This window comes from Agrobacterium sp. GD03872 (assembly GCF_029840625.1).
Classification (GTDB): domain Bacteria; phylum Pseudomonadota; class Alphaproteobacteria; order Rhizobiales; family Rhizobiaceae; genus Agrobacterium; species Agrobacterium fabrum_A.
Map to the genome: position 1 here is coordinate 454,870 of NZ_JAOCCY010000002.1, position 16,742 is coordinate 471,611.

Consider the following 16,742-nt stretch of genomic DNA (forward strand, 5'->3'; position numbering starts at 1 on the left):
CCAGCGGCCCCTTTTTCTTGACTGTGTTCCGTCACAGGCGGGCGAAACGTTCCGTGAGCAACTCGAAGAAACCGTCCGCATCCACATTGCGCATCACGCGGGCATTGGCGGGACGTTCCGTCACGCGCCACCAGTCCACCACCGTCATGCCCATGGTCAGCTCGGAATGGACCTCGATCTCGACATTGCACTCGCGGCCCTGAAACAGTTCGGGCTTGATGAGATAGGCAATGACGCTCGGATCATGCAGCGGACCGCCATCCGAACCGTATTTCTCGATGTCGAAACGTTCAAAGAATTCCAGCATTTCCGCCATGGCGATGGCAGGGCGTGTGCCGATGTCGCGGATGCGGCTGACCCGCTCCTTGGTGGTAAGGAGCTTGTGGGTGACGTCGAGCGGCATCATGACAACAGGCATGCCGGACCGGAACACGATGTCGGCGGCCTGTGGATCGACATAGATGTTGAATTCCGCCGCCGGCGTGATGTTGCCGCCCTCGAAAAAGCCGCCGCCCATCATCACCAGTTCCTTGACGCGGTCGGCAATCTCAGGCGCCTTCAGCAGCGCCAGCGCCACATTGGTCAGCGCGCCGAGCGTGCAGAGCGTCACGGTGCCGGCGGGTTCCCGCATCACCGTTTCGATGATGAAATCGACCGCGTGCTGCTTTTGCGCCTCCATGGTCGGCTCATCGAGAACCGGGCCGTCGAGGCCGGTGCTGCCGTGAACGTGCTCGGCGGTGATGGGCTTGCGCACCAGCGGCTTCTCGGCGCCCTCATAGACGGGAACATCGGTGCGTCCGCACAATTCGCAGATGATGCGGATGTTGCGGCTGGTCAGCTTCAGCGGAACGTTGCCGGCGACGGCGCACAATCCGAGAATGTCGATTTCCTCCGGGCTTGCGAAAGCGAGCATGATTGCCGCCGCGTCGTCCTGGCCCGGATCGGTGTCGATGATGATTTTTCTGCGTTCTGCCATGTCTTGCCCGCCGTTGAGATGAGCGCTTTTTTCGAGCGGCGGGTGCTCACTTGTCAAGCCTCATTCCTCCGCCTCGCCTTTGCCCGGTGTTCCGCCTTGCGCAACGCGGCTTGGCTTCCCATATTGCCTGTGCCGGTGCAATTGACCGGCAAGGTTGCCGGAAGCGGGACCGCGAAACGTCGCTTGGTTGCAAGGACAGAAGAGATATGAGCCGCATGACGCCATTCACCCACCCGCTTTTGCTGGGTTTTGATGCCATGGAAAAAACGCTGGAGCGCATGGCGAAGGCCAATGACGGCTATCCTCCCTACAACATAGAGCGCCTGCCGGGCGCCGAAGATGTGCCGGAGCGCCTGCGCATCACCATCGCGGTCGCCGGTTTTTCGCAGGACGATCTGGATGTGACGACGGCCGATAACCAGCTCGTCATTCGCGGCCGTCAGCAGGAGCAGGAAAAGCGGGATTTCCTTTATCGCGGCATCGCGGCACGCCAGTTCCAGCGGGTTTTCGTGCTTGCCGATGGCATGCAGGTTCGGGAAGCGTGTATGCGCAACGGCCTTCTTTCCATCGATCTGGTTCGGCCCGAAATTTCAAACGTGGTGAAGAAAATTAATATTTCCGTCTCAGAGTAGAACGTGAACGCCGGAATCGGACATGAATCGCTCGGCGTGAAGAAGGAGGCTGAAATATGCTTTTGAAAGAAGCGCATGCGCGTCTCACCCAATCCCAGCTCGCCCATATCGGCGAAGGAGAAGTGGGATATATCCGCAAGATCCGCGCGGAAGACGTCAGCCGCTGTTTCCCGGAAGCGCCCGATCTCGATCCGCAACTGGATCTCTGGGCGCTGTTCGGTGCAGACGGAACGCCGATCCTCCTGACCGATAATCGTTCGAGCACCTTCTTCAAGGCGGCGGAAGACGATCTGAGAACCGTCAGTCTGCACTAGAGCATTTCCAGGAAAAGCGAATCTCGGTTTTCCGCCCGGACATGCGACAAGACAAAGAGCTGAAGCGTTTTCGCGATTCGAAGAAAAGCGAAAACGTGCTTAAAGAAAAAGCCCGCCGGTTGAGCGGGCTTTCTGTTTACCGGATCAAAGGAACGGGCGGTCCGGCATGTCGTCGATGGAGATGACGCCGTCCTTGTTCGTGTCCAGCCGTTCGAACATTTTTTCGCCGGCGGCGGTGAATTCGGCCTTGCAGACCTGACCGTTCTCGTCGGTATCGGCCCAGCGGATCAGCGCGTAGCCCGCACCCCTGCCGCCATTCTTGCCCCAGCCCTGATGGCCGTTGCGGCCGCCATGCTCACGCTCGGCACGTCTTTCGGCGTGTTTGCCTTCAGAACTCTTGTTGCCGTCTTCGGCCTGGGCATCCTCGCGCTCGGGGGGCGGATTGGCGGCGCGGAAGGCCTCCATCTTGGCCTGGCGATATTCACGCATCTCCTTCGGCGTGATCGAGCCATCCTTGTCCTTGTCGATCTCGGTGAAGAGCGTATCCTGACGGGCGGCGAATTCCTCCTTGGAAATCTTGCCGTCCTTGTTGGTGTCGGCGACTTTCAGCAGGTAAACGAAAGCCGCTTCCTGGCGGATCGGCATGCGATCCTTGGCGCCCCTGCCGGGTGCGGCAAAACTGGCCGTTGCGGTGGTGCTGAGCACAAGGGCTGCGCCAAGGGCAGACAGGGCGATTTTTCGTGTGGTCATCGTCATTACCTTTCTTTGGTGTCCCTGAAGAGAAGATAGTGACGTCCGGTGAGCCTCACCACTTAAACATCCGTAAGGTGGATGAAGCTTCGGTAATGTTCGCTGCTCAGCCGGCGATGGTTCTTGTCAGGAAACCGGTCAGATCGTCGGTGATGTAGTCGATATGTGCATCCGTAACGGCGGGGATTTCCCAGCGTTCCATGATGATGCCCTCGAGATTTGAAGGAACGAGCAGCACGGTCTTCATGCCGAGCGCCTTGGGCGCCGCGAGATTGCGCGGCAGATCCTCGAACATCGCTGCCTTTTTCGTGTCGAGTTTCGCAAGCGCCGCAAATTTCTCATAGGTCGCGCTGGCCGGTTTCGGCAGATAGCCCGCCGCGACGATATCGAAAATATCCTCGAAATGATCGAGAATACCGAGCGCGCCGGCGGCCGCCTGCGCATGTTTGACGCTGCCATTGGTGAGGATGAACTTGCGGCCCGGCAAGGCCTTGATTGCTTCCCCCAGTTCCGGATGCGGTTTCAGCGCCGAATAGTCGATGGCGTGGGCGCGTTCCAGAAACTCGTCCGGGCTGATGCCGTAATGGATCATCAGGCCCTGCAGCGTGGTGCCGTGGTCATGATAATAGCGCTTCTGCAACACCCGGGCTTCTTCGGGGTCGAGCTTCAGAAGCTCCGCCACATAGGCCGTCATGTTGCGGTCGATCTGCGAAAACAGATTGATGTGATGCGGATAGAGCGTGTTGTCGAGATCGAAAACCCATTCGCTCACATGGGCGAAATCGGCGGCTTCGGGCAGGTTTTTAGGCTTTGTGTCCATGGGCTGCTTTATGCCCGTTTCGAATGCCGAAGAAAATCGAAAAGACGACGATTGGCCAGAAAATCGGGCTTGGCTGCGGCCTGCGGCGCATGATACCGCCAAGGCCATGGAACTCTGGATAGGCATCACTTTCGCGAGCGCGTTCTTGCAGAACCTGCGCTCGACCCTGCAGAAGCACCTCAAGGGCATGATGGGCACCACGGGCGCGACCTTCGTGCGCTTCGTGTTCGGCATGCCTTTCGCTCTCGCCTATCTTGCTTTCCTGCATTTCGGGCTCGGCCGCCCGCTGCCGGTGCCCAACGTGTCCTTTGCCGTGTGGGCGACGGTGGGCGCCATGGCGCAGATTGCCGCCACCTTCCTGCTGGTGCACCTGTTTTCCTTCCGCAATTTTGCGGTGGGAACGGCCTATTCCCGTACAGAACCGGCGCAGGCGGCGTTGTTCGCGCTTATTTTCATCGGGGAAAGCGTCAATGGCGGCACATTGGCTGCTATCGCCATTTCCGTCGCTGGTGTCATGCTGATTTCGGTGGCGCGCACGGAAGTCACGCCCGCTTCCTTCCTCACTTCGATCTTCAGCCGGACGGCGGGTATCGGCCTTGCCTCGGGGGCTTTCTTCGGCCTCTCGTCGGTTGCCTACCGATCGGCGTCGCTGGCGCTTGCGCCGAGCCTTCCCGCCCCGGATGCGATGATGCAGGCGGGCTTCACGCTCGTTGTCGTCATCGTCATGCAGACGGTGTCGATGTTCCTGTGGATCGTCTGGCGCGAGCGGGAAGAGTTGCGGCGGATCGCCAGGGTGTGGAAACCGTCGCTTGCGGTCGGTTTCGTGGGCGCCACGGCCTCATTCGGCTGGTTCACGGCGATGACCCTGCAGCAGGCCGCCGTGGTGAAGGCGCTGGCGCAGGTGGAGATGCTCTTCGCCTTCGCTTCGACCGTGCTTTTCTTCAAGGAGAAAATCAACCGGCTCGAACTCGCCGGCTGCCTGCTGATTGTCGTGGGCGTGCTGTCGCTGCTGGCGTTCGGCTGAATGCCCATCGTGGCGGACAGGCTTGCCGTCCGCCACCTGAAGCACATCAGGGCACGATGAGCGTGCCGGCGCCTTCGGTGAAGATCTCCAGAAGGACGGAGTGGGGCGTCTTGCCGTTGAGGATCACCACGCCCTGAACGCCGGCCTTGATGGCCTCGATGCAGGTCTCGACCTTCGGGATCATGCCGCCGGAAATCGTGCCGTCCTTTATAAGCGCACGCGCCTGGGAGACCGTCAGTTCCTTGATGAGTTCCTTGTTCTTGTCGAGAACACCCGGCACGTCTGTGAGGAACAGAAGGCGCGTGGCGTTAAGCGCACCGGCAATGGCGCCGGCGAAAGTATCGGCGTTGATATTGTAGGTGGCGCCGTCGCGACCGGGAGCGACGGGGGCGATGACCGGGATCATCTCCGACTTGGCGAGCAGGTCGAGCAGCGTGCGGTCGACTTCCACGACTTCGCCGACGAAACCGAGATCGAGAACGCGCTCGATATTGCTGTCGGGATCAATGACGGTCTTTTTCGCCTTTTCGGCAAAGACCATGTTGCCGTCCTTGCCGCACAGGCCGATGGCCCATTCGCCCGTCTGGTTGATGAGCGCGACGATTTCCTTGTTGATCGAGCCAGCCAGAACCATTTCGACGATCTCGACCGTCTTGGCGTCGGTGACGCGCAGGCCGCCCTCGAATTTCGATTCGATGCCCATCTTCGTCAGCATCGCGCCGATCTGCGGGCCGCCGCCATGCACGACGATGGGGTTTATGCCTGATTGCTTCAACAGGGCGATGTCTTCCGCGAACGCCTTGCCGAGTGTGGAATCACCCATGGCGTGACCGCCATATTTCACCACGATGGTCTTGTTCTCGTATTTCTGCATGAAAGGCAGAGCCTGTGCGAGCAGCCGCGCCTGAGTTTCGCTTTCGGAAGACGTCATCTAAAAACCTCGGTCTGTGGTGGCGGCTGTTGAGAGCCTGTCACCGCTCTAAAGCAAGTCTTTGACGGATGAAATAACCTACTGGCCTTATTGTGTCGGCAGCGGTCAATTTTCTTTTTTTGGGCGGTCTCGGCCCTGTAATGCGATTGACATAAAGGCCCAATGGGACCAGCCTTGCAGATGAGAGGAGAGGGGTTAATTCAGGGCGATATGGGATGTCGCGCGCCGTGGAAACGATGCTGACCTGAACGACCGAGGAGCGAGAGACCAGATGACGGCACCCGATCGAGACAAGCAAAGCGGTTTGCGGGACGAAGTCCTTGCGGGCGAATATGTGCTGGGTGCCTTGCCGCCGGAAAGCATGGCCGAGCTTGCAAAACGCGTCAAGCGCGACCGCCAGTTCGCGGCCATGGTCAGGCGCTGGCGGGACAATCTGGCGGAAACGGAATATCGCGAAAACGCGACCGTCGCCGCGCTGCTCGAGCGGGACCCCACCCGCTCCGGACTGCCTTTCAGGAGCCAGCCGCTGCGCGGTGGCAGCATGTTTGCCGCCATGCTTTCGGAGGTCTGGCACTCCGTGCGTTTCTGGCGGCTTCTGGCGCTGACGGCGATGCTGTGGACCGCCGTTCTGCTTTTTACCATCGCCTGAGCCCGGTAATTTCCTAGAGCGAGACCGTTCTGACGATTTCCGCGCGCAGCTCGTCCAGCCCGAATGATTTTTCCGATGACGTGGCGAGAACTTCCGGATAGGCGGCGGGCCGCTTGCGGATTTTCTCCAGCGTTTCGCCGATCAGCCGCGGAACGCCGGCATCCTTGATCTTGTCCGTCTTCGTCAGCACGATCTGATAGGACACCGCCGCCTTGTCGAGCAGGCTCAGAACCTCTTCATCGTTCTTTTTCAGGCCATGACGGGAATCGATCAGCACATAGACACGCTTCAGCGTCGCGCGGCCGCGCAGGTAGTCGAACACGAGCTTGGTCCAGGTATCCACCTGGTCCTTCGGGGCCTGCGCATAACCGTAACCGGGCATGTCGACCAGCGCCATCGGCGGCAGGTCGCCCGCTTCGCCGGAATAACCTTCCGGCACGAAGTAGTTCAGTTCCTGCGTGCGGCCGGGCGTGTTGGAGGTGCGGGCAAGCCCCTTGTGGCCCACCAGCGCATTGATGAGCGAGGACTTGCCGACATTCGAACGACCGGCGAAGGCAATCTCCGGCGGGCCTTCGGGCGGCAGGAATTTCATTGCGGGAACGCCGCGAATGAAAATCCAGGGTCGCCCGAACAGGGGCTTTTCGGTTGCCGTGCCGGTCTCACTCATTTCGATTGCACCGGCTTTCGCTTGAACAGCCCCTTGATGTTATCGAACAGCTCGATCTTGGCGCCCTGGCGCTTCATGATGACGGCCTGCTGGGTGATGGAGAGCGTGTTGTTCCATGCCCAGTAGATGACGAGACCAGCCGGGAAGGAAGCCAGCATGAAGGTGAAGATCAGCGGCATCCAGTTGAAGATCATCGCCTGCGTCGGATCGGGCGGCGTCGGGTTCATGCGCATCTGCAGGAACATGGTGATGCCCATGATCAGCGGCCAGACGCCGATCATCAGGAAGTGCGGCACATCATAGGGCAGAAGGCCGAACAGGTTGAACAGCGATGTCGGATCGGGCGCGGAAAGGTCGTGAATCCAGCCGAAGAACGGTGCATGCCGCATTTCGATGGTAACGTAGATGACCTTGTAAAGCGCAAAGAAGACCGGAATCTGCAGCAGCATCGGCCAGCAGCCGGCAACAGGATTGATCTTCTCTTCCTTGTAGAGCTGCATCATCGCCTGCTGCATGGCCATGCGGTCATCGCCATGCTTGGCCTTCAGCTCTTCCATCTTCGGCTGCACGCGCTTCATGTTCGCCATGGAAGCATATTGCTTGCTGGCGAGCGGGAAGAAGAGCGCCTTGACGACGATGGTGGTGAGCAGGATCGCCACGCCGAAATTGCCAAAATAACGGAAGAAGAAATCCATCAGTTTGAACATCGGCTTGGTGATGAAGTAGAACCAGCCCCAGTCGATCAGAAGGTCGAACTTCGGAATGGAGTAGGCGGCCTCGTAACCGTCGATCAGCGGCACTTCCTTGGCGCCGGCGAAGACGAGGCTCTTCAGTTCGATGGACTGGCCGGGCTCGACCGTCATCGGGTCACCCTTGAAATCGGCCTGATAGCTCGGCTGATTACCGGCAATGTGCGAATAGCGGGTTTCGAACGGCGTCGTCTGCGGCGGAACGATGGCCGCGGCCCAATATTTGTCGGTGATGCCGAGCCAGCCGCCTGTCGCCTTCGCAACCGTCACGGGAGCCTCTTCAACATCCTTGTATTTCTCTTCCGTCAGGCTGCCGTCCTTGCCCGAGACGCCGAGGAAACCTTCATGGATGACGAAGACCGGGGGAACTGCCGGCTTGTTATTGCGCGTCACGCGCCCGTAGCTGGCGAGGGAGATTGCAGCCTGTCCCGGGTTCTCGACCTTGTCGGCGACCGAGATCATGTAATGCTCGTCGATCGAAATCGCACGGGAGAAAATAACGCCCTTGGAATTGGTATAGGTGAGGGTGACCGGGGTGGTTTCCGTCAGCTTGTCGCCGCTTGCGAGCGTCCAGACGGTGGTCGGGCCGGGAACGCCGCCGACGTCCTGTGCCGCAACGTAACCGAGTTCGGTGAAGTAGCCGTCCTTGGTGTCGGAGGGCGAGAACAGGGTGATGATCGGGCTCGAGTCATCGACGGTCTCATGGTAATCCTTGAGCCGGATGTCATCGAAGCGGGCGCCGGTGAGGTTGATCGAGCCGGCGATGGCGTTGGTGTCGATTGCCACGCGCTGGGTTCTTGCAATCGACTCTTCGCGGGTCGCCGTGGCGGCGGTCTGCGGCGAAGAAGCAGGCGGTGCGCCTTCGACGGTAGCACCAGGTGCGGCGCCCGGCGCCGGCTGCTGTTGCTGCGTCGTCTGCTGCTGCGCCTGGCGGGCCTCTTCGGCGCGGCGCTGCTGCTCGATACGCGGATTCATGTAAAGGAATTGCCAGGCGAGGACGATGACAACCGAAAGGGCTATCGCGATGAAGTAATTACGGTTCTTTTCCATCATTCTTTCCTGGAGCGGGTCTCCTGGGACCGTTTCGGTTTCGCCGTTCCTTCAATTCGCTCGCCAAGGAGAGACTGAAGTTTCGGGAAGGCCGCATCGAGCACGTCCCTGCGGGCGACAATCACATAGTCATGACCGGGCTTCATTGCGAATCCGGCAGAAAGCCTGACGGCTTCCTTGAGACGGCGGCGCATGCGATTTCGCTCGACCGCGTTGCCTTGTCTTTTCGTTACGGTAAAACCGACGCGAGGCTCGGTTTCCGGGGCTTTCCGGTCAAGCACTTCCAGAAGAAACGTGCTCCCCCGCCGTTTTTCCCCCGCCTGAACGGCAAGGAAATCCGACCGGTTTTTAAGCCGGCCGGGCAGTTTTTTCGTCTCGCTCATGTGCCGGCGACTTTCACCGGGTCACAGAGGCGGCAATTAAGCCGAAAGACGAGCGCGGCCGCGCGCACGGCGGGCTGCGAGAACCTTGCGGCCGCCAGCGGTAGCCATGCGGGCACGGAAGCCATGGCGACGCTTGCGGACAAGCTTGGACGGTTGGTAAGTACGCTTCGACATTTATTTAATACCGCGGTGTGCGGCCCTTCTTGAATTTGCAACTATTTGCAAGAGCGTTTCGTTTTTTGCACGGCGAACCCCGCCTGGGCGAGCTTTCAATGGCCGAGCGTGCGCGGCTTATAAGGGCATAGGCCGAGCAAAGTCAATTGCCGAAGGGGTTTTCGCACTTCACCTTTTGCGGAAAAGCTCATGAAATTCGTTTCTCTGACGGGCGCAGCCGGCGCATTTCCAATCGCAATCGATAAAATCCGAAATTCTTTCTTAATGCGGCATTGATAAATCTTGTTACGCGAAAGTTATGCCAGCTTCCCATTTTCATCGCGCGGCTGGTTTTTGTTGGGGGAACGAAGTTGAGAATTCGCGGTCGTATCAATCTACTTGTCGGGCTGATGAGCCTCGTGGCCTGTACCATAGGCGGGCTGTCCATCTATGCGATCAACGAATTCTGGGTTCGTTCGCATCATTTCGAGGAAACGGCGGAAAGGGCCTACAAGGGTGAGGCGCTCAACCGTCTGGTGACCGCAGTCGTCATGGAGGCGCGCGGGGTCTATGCGGCAGCCGATGTGGCCGCAGCCGCGCCCTTTGCCGACGGTATGGTGAAAAACCTCGATGCCATGGAAAAGCTCATTGCCGACTGGGCGCCGCTCGTGCCTGCGGAGCAACAGGCGAGTTTCGACAAGCTTGTCGGCCGGTCGAAGGAGTTCCGGACCTTCCGTCTGGAAACCGTCCGGCTGGCGAAGGAAAGCGGGCCGCAGGCAGCGAGCCAGCAGGGCAACAACGAGGCGAACCGCGCCAACCGCAAGGCCTATCAGGCCGAGATCGACAGCATCGTGAAAAACGACCTTGCCGAACTGGACGTCGTTAAGACGGGCGTCGATTCTTTCAGTACCGCCATATTCTGGGCGATCGTTGCGGTAACGATTGCAGGCGTCGGCGCGGGAGCCGCGTTCGGCCTCTACATCGGCGCGCGGCAGCTCAGCGCGCCCATCCGCAGGGTTTCGCAAGTGATGAATGCCGTGGCCGATGGAAATCTGGATGCGGAAGTTCCTTATCTCGGACGCAACGATGAGATCGGCGAAATGGCTTCGGCCGTCGAGGTCTTCAAGAAGAACGGCCGCGAGGTGCGCCGCATGAATGCGCAGGAGACCGCCATGCGGGCCAAGAGCGATGACCTGCAGGCCGGCATGGCCGTTGTCGTCGACGCCGCCGCCCAGGGCGATTTCAGCCGCCGCATCAACAAGGATTATGGCGACGATAATCTCAATCGCTTTGCCGCATCCATCAATGCCCTGCTCACCGGGGTCGATAATGGCGTCTCCGAAACCAGCCGCGTTATCGAAGGCCTGGCGCGAGGCGATCTGACGGAGAGGATGGATGGCGAGTTCCGCGGCGTGTTCGCCGAACTTCAGGGGAACGTCAACGAGACGCTGACCAAGCTGCGCGAGACGATGCGCGAGGTGCGCGGCAGCACGGAAGGCATCAGCGGCAACGCCAACGAATTGCGCTCGGCGGCCGACGACCTGTCGAAGCGCACGGAACAGCAGGCGGCGGCGCTGGAGGAAACTTCGGCCGCCCTGGACGAGATCACTGCCGTTGTTCGCAACTCCACCGATCGTGCGCAGGAGGCCAGCGCCATGGTCGCCGAGACCAAGCGGAAGACGGAAGAATCCGCCAGTGTCGTGCGCGACGCCGTCTCCGCCATGGATCGCATCGAACATGCCTCGCGCGAAATCAGTCAGATCATCAATGTCATTGACGAGATCGCCTTCCAGACAAACCTTCTGGCACTGAATGCCGGGGTGGAAGCTGCCCGTGCGGGCGAGGCGGGCAAGGGCTTCGCCGTTGTCGCGCAGGAAGTGCGGGAACTGGCGCAAAGGTCCGCGACCGCTGCCAAGGACATCAAGGCGCTGATTACCAAATCCGGTGAAGAGGTCGGGCGCGGCGTGTCGCTGGTGCAGAGAACAGGTAGTGCATTGGGCGAGATCGAAACCCGTGTTCTCGCCATCAACGAGCACATCCATTCGATCGCCACGGCCGCCAGGGAACAGTCCACCGGCCTGCATGAGGTGAATACCGCCATCAACCAGATGGATCAGGTGACACAGCGCAACGCCGCCATGGTTGAGGAGACCTCGGCCGCGACCCACAAGCTGAGCGGCGAGGCGGACCATCTCGTGACGCTGCTGGGGCGCTTCAATGTCGGCGCCGAGACTGGACAGCGCAGCCATCGTATCGAGCAGCCCCTGAGGCCGATGACGGTCTCCACCGGGCCGGTGGCGGTCTCCGGCAGGACGCCGGCGGTGGCGTCTCCGGCCCGCAAATTGATGAACAGCGTCAGCCGCGCCCTCAATGCCCAGCCCGCCGCCGCATCGGCGCAGGGCGACTGGCAGGAGTTCTAAGCGGCCTCTGGTTCAAACCGGCTTACCTTTTAACGCCGCCCCTGCCGGGCGGCGTTTGTTTTTTCGACGATGAAAACGTTTGTTTTGCAGTGCATTGGAAAAATATCCATTAGGTCCTATTATCGTTATTGCATATAAACCGAGCCGTTTCATGCAAGCGGCGGCACGCATACAGGATCATGGCCCGGTGTTTTCTAAAGGCGTAGACAGCTTGGACCGCACGCAAGACGATCCGGTGCATTGCATGCCGGGATTGACCGCCGGTCTTTCTGGCCGGCTGCTGCTGCTGACCGTCATTTTCGTAATGATCGCGGAAGTGCTGATCTTCGTGCCTTCCGTCGCCAATATGCGTCTTTCATGGCTGCGCGACCGTCTGAATACGGCCGCCGCCGCCGGTGCCGTCATTGACGGTCTGCAGGCCGAACTGCCGCGAAACGTACAGAACGACACGCTGATGGCGACGGGGGCGAAACTTATCGCGCTGCGCAAGGACGGCACCTCGCGCCTGCTCGCCGTGGCGGAAACACCGCCTGGTGTCGATGAGCAATATGATCTTTCCGATGTTTCGCAGCTGGCGGCGGTGCGTGATGCCTTTTCCACCCTGCTGTTCGGCGGCAACCGCGTCATCCGCGTTTTCGATGTGGTCGGAGACAGCGACACCATCATCGAGCTGGTGATCGGCGAAAACAAGCTGCGGGCGGCGATGCTTGCCTATGCCCGCAACGTTTTCCTCATCTCCATCGTCCTGTCGCTGATAACGGCCGGCCTGATCTTCATCTCCATCAACCGCATCATGATCCGGCCGATACGCCGGCTGACGCTCGGCATGCAGAACTTCTCCGAGGATCCTGGCAATCCCGAGCGGATTTTCGTGCCAGAGGAGGGAACCGACGAACTGGCGGTTGCGGGCCGCCACCTCGCCGACATGCAGGCCGAGCTGCAGAAGACCCTGCGTCAGCAGAAGAACCTCGTGGATCTCGGCCTTGCCGTATCGAAGATCAACCATGACATGCGCAACATCCTGTCGTCCGCGCAGCTCATGTCGGACCGGCTTGTGGATGCCAAGGATCCTATGGTCAGGAGTTTCGCGCCGAAACTGCTGCGCACCATCGACCGCGCCGTGGCCTATACGGGCGAGGTTCTGGCCTATGGCCAGGCGACCGAAGGCGCGCCGAAACGCAAGATGGTGCAGTTGAGCCTGCTGGTGCGCGATGTGCGCGATATTCTGGCGCTCGACCCGGACGGCGGCATCGAGTTTCAGGACAGCGTGCCCCCGGAGCTCACGATCGATGCGGATTCCGAACAGCTCTTCCGGGTCATCCACAATCTCTGTCGCAACGCCGTGCAGGCGCTGCAATCCGATACGGTGGGTACCGCGTCCCGGCATCTTTCCATTTCGGCGCAGAGGGCCGGCAGCGTCGTCAGCATCGTCATCGACGACAACGGGCCGGGAATGCCGCGCAAGGCCAGGGAGAACCTGTTTTCCGCCTTCAGGGGATCGGCCCGCTCCGGCGGCACCGGTCTCGGGCTGGCCATTGCCCGCGAACTCGTGCTTGCCCATGGCGGCACGATCGCACTTGTCGAAAAGCCCGGCCCCGGCACGCAGTTCCGCATCGAAATCGCCGACCGCGCCACCCCGGTACAGGCGGCGAGAACCGCCTGAAAAACCCGCGCTGCGGCGCCCCCGCGCAATCATTCTGCGCGCCGGAATGGACACGGTATCAGGCCCGTGGAAAATGACCCTCATGGAATATTTAATATAATCAATATGATACGTGAATTGCTGCGGAAAAATGACAATTTCGGAGCGAAATCGCTTGCATTCGGAATAAGGACGTTTTAGAGGATCGCCACGCCACCGGAAACGACCGGAACGGCACGCACCCGTAGCTCAGCTGGATAGAGCACCAGACTACGAATCTGGGGGTCAGGAGTTCGAATCTCTTCGGGTGCGCCATTTCTCTTCCCCTGAAATCAAGTCCAGAAGTGCTGTTTTCGATCCCGCCTTCCGCAAGTTCGGCGTGACGGTTTTTGGTGATCGCTTGTCGGCCTGCCGTCAGAATTCAGGGACATATGATTCTCATCGCCGGCCAAACCGGCGTTGCCAGCCATATTCTCGGTGCCTGCAAATACGAGCTCCGAATATTTGCAAATGACCCCCAAAATATTAGTGGTTTTGTGTAGAGGCCTGTACCGCAGGGTTTTCCGATAGCCCGAGATTACCGGGCTTTCTTGTGTCATCGAAGTTTCCGCAAACCTTCGTCATATTGTCATACAATATAAGCATATGCGCTCCAGAAAAGGAGCGCAGAATGACGCCACAATCACTTGAACTTTCGGGCATCGGCAAAGGCTTCGGGGCTGACGATGTTTTGAAGGAGATCGATCTCTCCATCCGTCCCGGAGAGTTTTTGTCCCTTGTCGGCATGTCGGGCTGCGGCAAGTCCACACTTTTGCGCATCATCGCGGGGCTGGAAACGCCGGATCGCGGTTCGGTCTCGATCGGCGACCAGGATGTGACCGAGGTTGATCCGAGCGACCGCAATCTGGCGATGGTGTTCCAGTCCTATGCCCTCTATCCGCATATGAGCGTGCGCCAGAACATTGCGACACCGCTCAGAATGCGTCGTCTGCCCCTTGCCGCGCGCCTGCCGCTGGTCGGGCGGTTTGCGGCCCCGGCGGAAACGCTGAGGCAGATCGACGCCGCTGTCGAGCAGGCGGCCGAGACGCTGCAGATCGCGCATCTGCTGGATCGCAAGCCGGCGCAGCTTTCCGGTGGCCAGCGCCAGCGCGTGGCGCTCGCCCGGGCGCTGGTGCGTTCGCCTGCCGCCTTTCTGATGGACGAACCGCTCTCCAACCTCGATGCGAAGCTTCGCGCCCATATGCGTGAGGAACTGGCGGGCCTGCACCGCCGGCTTGGGGCAACCTTCATCTATGTCACCCACGACCAGATCGAAGCCATGACCATGTCCGACCGCATCGCGCTGATGTCGGAAGGCCGCATCGAGCAGCTCGGTACTCCGGACGAGCTTTACCGCAAACCGGCGACACTGACGGTCGCGCGTTTCATCGGCACGCCCTCGATCAACCTGGTGCCGGTCGAAATCGATACGCAGGGCAAGGTCACGGCTTTTGGACGCGATCTCGGCATCGAAGGCGCAGGCCGCGACGCCGGCCCGGCGACGCTCGGCCTTCGTGCCGAGGACCTGCATCCGGGCGAAGAAGGTTTCGCCGTGCGCGTGGTGCGCAGTGAAACCCACGGCGCTGACCGCTTTGTGAGCTGCCGCCTGCTGAGCGACGAGACCGTCGCCATCACCTTGCGTCAAGGTGCCGGCGAGGCGCTGGGCGCGGATGCGGGTGGTGTGATGACCCTTGGCTTTGCGCCGGAACGCGCGCATCTTTTCGCGGCCGATGGGCTGCGCCGCAAGGTGACGACGCGTGAACGGGTGCCGGCATGACGGCGGTCGATTTTTCCACGGCGGCGCGCGCGAAGGCCCGACGGCGACTGTCGAAGGCCGACCGGCGGATGATCTGGCGCGGCCTGATGTTTGCAGCGCCCGCAAGCCTGCTTCTCCTGGCTGTCTATATTGTGCCGATGCTCGTTCTGGCGGTCTTTTCGCTTACCGACTACCAGCTCGGTGGACTATCCGCCGGCTTTGTCGGTCTCGGAAACTTCTTCAAGGCGTTTCAGGATCCGGTTTTTCTACGAGCACTGATGAATACAGTCATCTATGCAGCCATCGTCATTCCCTTCGGCGTGTTTCTGGCGCTCGGCGCGGCTTTGCTCGTCTATCATCGCAAGCGCAGCCGCGCCTTCTGGGAAGTGGCCTATTTCCTTCCTGTCACCGCAACGCTTGTCGCCATGGCGACCGTGTGGCAATTCCTGCTGCACCCGTCGCTCGGACCGGTGAATGCGGCGATCAAATGGCTCGGTTTCGAGCCCGTCGCCTTCCTCTCCAACCCTGTTCTCCTCATTCCCACCATGGCGCTGATCGGCATCTGGCAGGTTCTAGGTTTCAACATGGTGCTGTTTCTCGCCGGCCTCACCGCCATTTCGAAGGATCTGCACGAAGCGGCGCGGCTGGATGGCGCCAAGAACCCGGTTGACCGGTTTCTGACCGTGACATGGCCGATGCTCGGACCGACCACCATGTTCGTCGTGGTCACCACCTCCATCTCGGCCTTCAAGGTGTTCGAGACTGTCGCCGTGCTGACCAAGGGCCGCTTTGGCTCGGAAACATTGCTGTATGTTCTCTATCTTGAAGGTTTTGAATATTCGAATACGGGTTATGCGGCCGCGCTGACCCTGATTTTTCTCGCGATCGTGCTGATCCTGTCGATCGGCCAGACGCTGCATATGGACCGGAAGGTGCACTACTAATGTCCGGGCTTCGCAAATATCTACCGCATCTCGTGCTCTCGCTCGGTGCTTTCGTCATGCTTCTGCCGTTCTACTGGATGGTACTGACATCCATCCGCTCCCCGGCGGAGGTCTTCAGTGTGTCATTCTGGCCGATCCCCGAGAAGTTCGACGCTGTCGAGAATTATTCCCGCGCAGCCGGCCAGGTGCCCATGGCACGTTTCATGCTGAACGGCGTCATCGTATGTTTCGGCATCCTGTTGGTGCAGATCCTGACATCGGTTCCTGCGGCCTATGCACTGGCTAAACTACGTTTTCCGGGGCGCAAGCTCTTGCTGGGTCTTGTCGTCGCCGCGCTTTCCGTGCCCATCCAGGCGCTGGCGCTGCCTCTCTTCGTCGGTCTCGCGGTGACGCAATTGCTCAACACCTATTTTGCGATGATGATGCCCTTTTTCCTGTCGGTTTTCGCCATCTTCCTCTTCAACCAGTCCTTCAGAAGCTATCCGGATGAGATCATCGAAGCGGCGCGCATGGACGGGTTTTCGGAAATGGAGATTTGCTGGGGCCTGGTCCTGCGCGGTTCGCTGCCTTCGCTTGCTGCGTTCTCCGTCTTCTCGCTCGTTGCCCACTGGAACGACCTTTACTGGCCGATGATCGTGATCTCCGACACAAATCTGGCTCCTCCGCCCCTCGGCATGATGTTCTTCGCGGATATCGAATCCGGCGCGAATTACGGTGCGCTGATGGCGGGTGCCACACTGATTACCGCGCCGATGGTGCTGTGCTTCCTCCTCGCACGGCGGCACTTCATCGCCGGTATTACCATGACCGGCGTCAAGTGACGCCGTTCAGACTTCCTCCTCC

17 protein-coding genes and 1 tRNA gene are annotated in these 16,742 nt (G+C 60.1%); 10 read left to right on the plus strand and 8 right to left on the minus strand.

What is annotated here, in order from left to right; genetic code table 11:
- Positions 1-31 precede the first annotated feature (31 nt).
- The gene (locus N5D22_RS06195) at positions 32-976 is read right to left on the minus strand and encodes a nucleoside hydrolase (RefSeq protein ID WP_279654814.1); all 945 of its coding nucleotides are present in this window, start codon (positions 974-976) and stop codon (positions 32-34) included.
- A gap of 206 nt (positions 977-1,182) precedes the next feature.
- Between N5D22_RS06195 and N5D22_RS06200 the strand changes: the two genes are divergently transcribed.
- Both N5D22_RS06200 and N5D22_RS06205 read left to right on the plus strand, forming a co-directional pair.
- Positions 1,183-1,608, plus strand: a complete 426-nt coding sequence (locus N5D22_RS06200) for an Hsp20 family protein (protein ID WP_279654815.1) — start codon at positions 1,183-1,185, stop codon at positions 1,606-1,608.
- Positions 1,609-1,664: 56 nt separating this feature from the next.
- Positions 1,665-1,922 (plus strand): DUF1150 family protein, encoded by a 258-nt coding sequence (locus tag N5D22_RS06205; RefSeq protein WP_279654816.1) that lies wholly within the window; start codon positions 1,665-1,667, stop codon positions 1,920-1,922.
- 144 nt (positions 1,923-2,066) lie between these two features.
- Here N5D22_RS06205 and N5D22_RS06210 read toward each other — a convergent pair whose 3' ends face one another.
- Entirely contained in the window at positions 2,067-2,678 is a 612-nt protein-coding gene (locus N5D22_RS06210; protein WP_279654817.1) for an EF-hand domain-containing protein, read from the minus strand.
- Between the two features lie 100 nt (positions 2,679-2,778).
- Positions 2,779-3,492 carry a pyrimidine 5'-nucleotidase gene (locus N5D22_RS06215; RefSeq protein WP_279654818.1) on the minus strand — a complete coding sequence of 238 codons (714 nt, stop codon included), beginning with the start codon at positions 3,490-3,492 and terminating at the stop codon, positions 2,779-2,781.
- Positions 3,493-3,598: 106 nt separating this feature from the next.
- On the opposite strand from N5D22_RS06215, the gene N5D22_RS06220 reads away from it, so the two are divergent.
- A complete protein-coding gene (locus N5D22_RS06220) occupies positions 3,599-4,516 on the plus strand; it encodes a DMT family transporter (RefSeq protein ID WP_279654819.1) in 918 nt (305 codons plus the stop codon).
- 46 nt (positions 4,517-4,562) lie between these two features.
- Here N5D22_RS06220 and argB read toward each other — a convergent pair whose 3' ends face one another.
- Positions 4,563-5,447 carry an acetylglutamate kinase gene (argB, locus tag N5D22_RS06225; protein ID WP_279654820.1) on the minus strand — a complete coding sequence of 295 codons (885 nt, stop codon included), beginning with the start codon at positions 5,445-5,447 and terminating at the stop codon, positions 4,563-4,565.
- 271 nt (positions 5,448-5,718) lie between these two features.
- On the opposite strand from argB, the gene N5D22_RS06230 reads away from it, so the two are divergent.
- Complete coding sequence (locus N5D22_RS06230) at positions 5,719-6,096, plus strand: hypothetical protein (RefSeq protein ID WP_279654822.1); 378 nt, start codon at positions 5,719-5,721, stop codon at positions 6,094-6,096.
- 13 nt (positions 6,097-6,109) lie between these two features.
- On the opposite strand, the gene yihA is transcribed toward N5D22_RS06230, so the two are convergent.
- The 4 genes from yihA to rpmH are packed head-to-tail and all read right to left on the minus strand — an operon-like array spanning position 6,110 to position 9,119.
- Positions 6,110-6,763 (minus strand): ribosome biogenesis GTP-binding protein YihA/YsxC, encoded by a 654-nt coding sequence (gene yihA / locus N5D22_RS06235; protein WP_279654823.1) that lies wholly within the window; start codon positions 6,761-6,763, stop codon positions 6,110-6,112.
- Complete coding sequence (yidC, locus tag N5D22_RS06240; RefSeq protein ID WP_279654824.1) at positions 6,760-8,562, minus strand: membrane protein insertase YidC; 1,803 nt, start codon at positions 8,560-8,562, stop codon at positions 6,760-6,762. The genes yihA and yidC overlap by 4 nt, the downstream gene beginning before the upstream one ends.
- On the minus strand, positions 8,562-8,945 hold the full coding sequence (rnpA, locus tag N5D22_RS06245; RefSeq protein WP_279654825.1) for a ribonuclease P protein component: 384 nt from the start codon (positions 8,943-8,945) through the stop codon (positions 8,562-8,564). Before rnpA ends, yidC begins: the two co-directional genes overlap by 1 nt.
- Before the next feature lie 36 nt (positions 8,946-8,981).
- Entirely contained in the window at positions 8,982-9,119 is a 138-nt protein-coding gene (gene rpmH / locus N5D22_RS06250) for a 50S ribosomal protein L34 (protein ID WP_003493611.1), read from the minus strand.
- 350 nt (positions 9,120-9,469) lie between these two features.
- On the opposite strand from rpmH, the gene N5D22_RS06255 reads away from it, so the two are divergent.
- From N5D22_RS06255 to N5D22_RS06280, 6 genes are all read left to right on the plus strand, one after another.
- A complete protein-coding gene (locus tag N5D22_RS06255; protein WP_279654827.1) occupies positions 9,470-11,518 on the plus strand; it encodes a methyl-accepting chemotaxis protein in 2,049 nt (682 codons plus the stop codon).
- A gap of 244 nt (positions 11,519-11,762) precedes the next feature.
- The gene (locus N5D22_RS06260; RefSeq protein ID WP_279655046.1) at positions 11,763-13,181 is read left to right on the plus strand and encodes a HAMP domain-containing sensor histidine kinase; all 1,419 of its coding nucleotides are present in this window, start codon (positions 11,763-11,765) and stop codon (positions 13,179-13,181) included.
- Between the two features lie 217 nt (positions 13,182-13,398).
- A tRNA-Arg gene (locus N5D22_RS06265) sits at positions 13,399-13,475 on the plus strand.
- A 355-nt stretch (positions 13,476-13,830) separates the two neighbouring features.
- Positions 13,831-14,976: an ABC transporter ATP-binding protein gene (locus tag N5D22_RS06270; RefSeq protein WP_279654828.1), complete on the plus strand. Its 1,146-nt coding sequence runs from the start codon at positions 13,831-13,833 to the stop codon at positions 14,974-14,976.
- Entirely contained in the window at positions 14,973-15,899 is a 927-nt protein-coding gene (locus tag N5D22_RS06275) for a sugar ABC transporter permease (RefSeq protein ID WP_279654829.1), read from the plus strand. Before N5D22_RS06270 ends, N5D22_RS06275 begins: the two co-directional genes overlap by 4 nt.
- Positions 15,899-16,720 carry a carbohydrate ABC transporter permease gene (locus N5D22_RS06280; RefSeq protein ID WP_279654830.1) on the plus strand — a complete coding sequence of 274 codons (822 nt, stop codon included), beginning with the start codon at positions 15,899-15,901 and terminating at the stop codon, positions 16,718-16,720. The genes N5D22_RS06275 and N5D22_RS06280 overlap by 1 nt, the downstream gene beginning before the upstream one ends.
- Positions 16,721-16,742 lie beyond the last annotated feature (22 nt).

Coding starts and splice junctions, on each gene's coding strand:
- N5D22_RS06275 (WP_279654829.1), top strand. CDS start 14,973: ATGACGGCGGTCGATTTTTCCACGGCGGCGCGCGCGAAGGCCCGACGG.
- N5D22_RS06260 (WP_279655046.1), top strand. CDS start 11,763: ATGCCGGGATTGACCGCCGGTCTTTCTGGCCGGCTGCTGCTGCTGACC.
- N5D22_RS06220 (WP_279654819.1), top strand. CDS start 3,599: ATGGAACTCTGGATAGGCATCACTTTCGCGAGCGCGTTCTTGCAGAAC.
- N5D22_RS06280 (WP_279654830.1), top strand. CDS start 15,899: ATGTCCGGGCTTCGCAAATATCTACCGCATCTCGTGCTCTCGCTCGGT.
- N5D22_RS06270 (WP_279654828.1), top strand. CDS start 13,831: ATGACGCCACAATCACTTGAACTTTCGGGCATCGGCAAAGGCTTCGGG.
- yidC (WP_279654824.1), bottom strand. CDS start 8,562: ATGGAAAAGAACCGTAATTACTTCATCGCGATAGCCCTTTCGGTTGTC.
- rpmH (WP_003493611.1), bottom strand. CDS start 9,119: ATGTCGAAGCGTACTTACCAACCGTCCAAGCTTGTCCGCAAGCGTCGC.
- N5D22_RS06230 (WP_279654822.1), top strand. CDS start 5,719: ATGACGGCACCCGATCGAGACAAGCAAAGCGGTTTGCGGGACGAAGTC.
- N5D22_RS06200 (WP_279654815.1), top strand. CDS start 1,183: ATGAGCCGCATGACGCCATTCACCCACCCGCTTTTGCTGGGTTTTGAT.
- N5D22_RS06205 (WP_279654816.1), top strand. CDS start 1,665: ATGCTTTTGAAAGAAGCGCATGCGCGTCTCACCCAATCCCAGCTCGCC.
- yihA (WP_279654823.1), bottom strand. CDS start 6,763: ATGAGTGAGACCGGCACGGCAACCGAAAAGCCCCTGTTCGGGCGACCC.
- rnpA (WP_279654825.1), bottom strand. CDS start 8,945: ATGAGCGAGACGAAAAAACTGCCCGGCCGGCTTAAAAACCGGTCGGAT.
- argB (WP_279654820.1), bottom strand. CDS start 5,447: ATGACGTCTTCCGAAAGCGAAACTCAGGCGCGGCTGCTCGCACAGGCT.
- N5D22_RS06210 (WP_279654817.1), bottom strand. CDS start 2,678: ATGACGATGACCACACGAAAAATCGCCCTGTCTGCCCTTGGCGCAGCC.
- N5D22_RS06195 (WP_279654814.1), bottom strand. CDS start 976: ATGGCAGAACGCAGAAAAATCATCATCGACACCGATCCGGGCCAGGAC.
- N5D22_RS06215 (WP_279654818.1), bottom strand. CDS start 3,492: ATGGACACAAAGCCTAAAAACCTGCCCGAAGCCGCCGATTTCGCCCAT.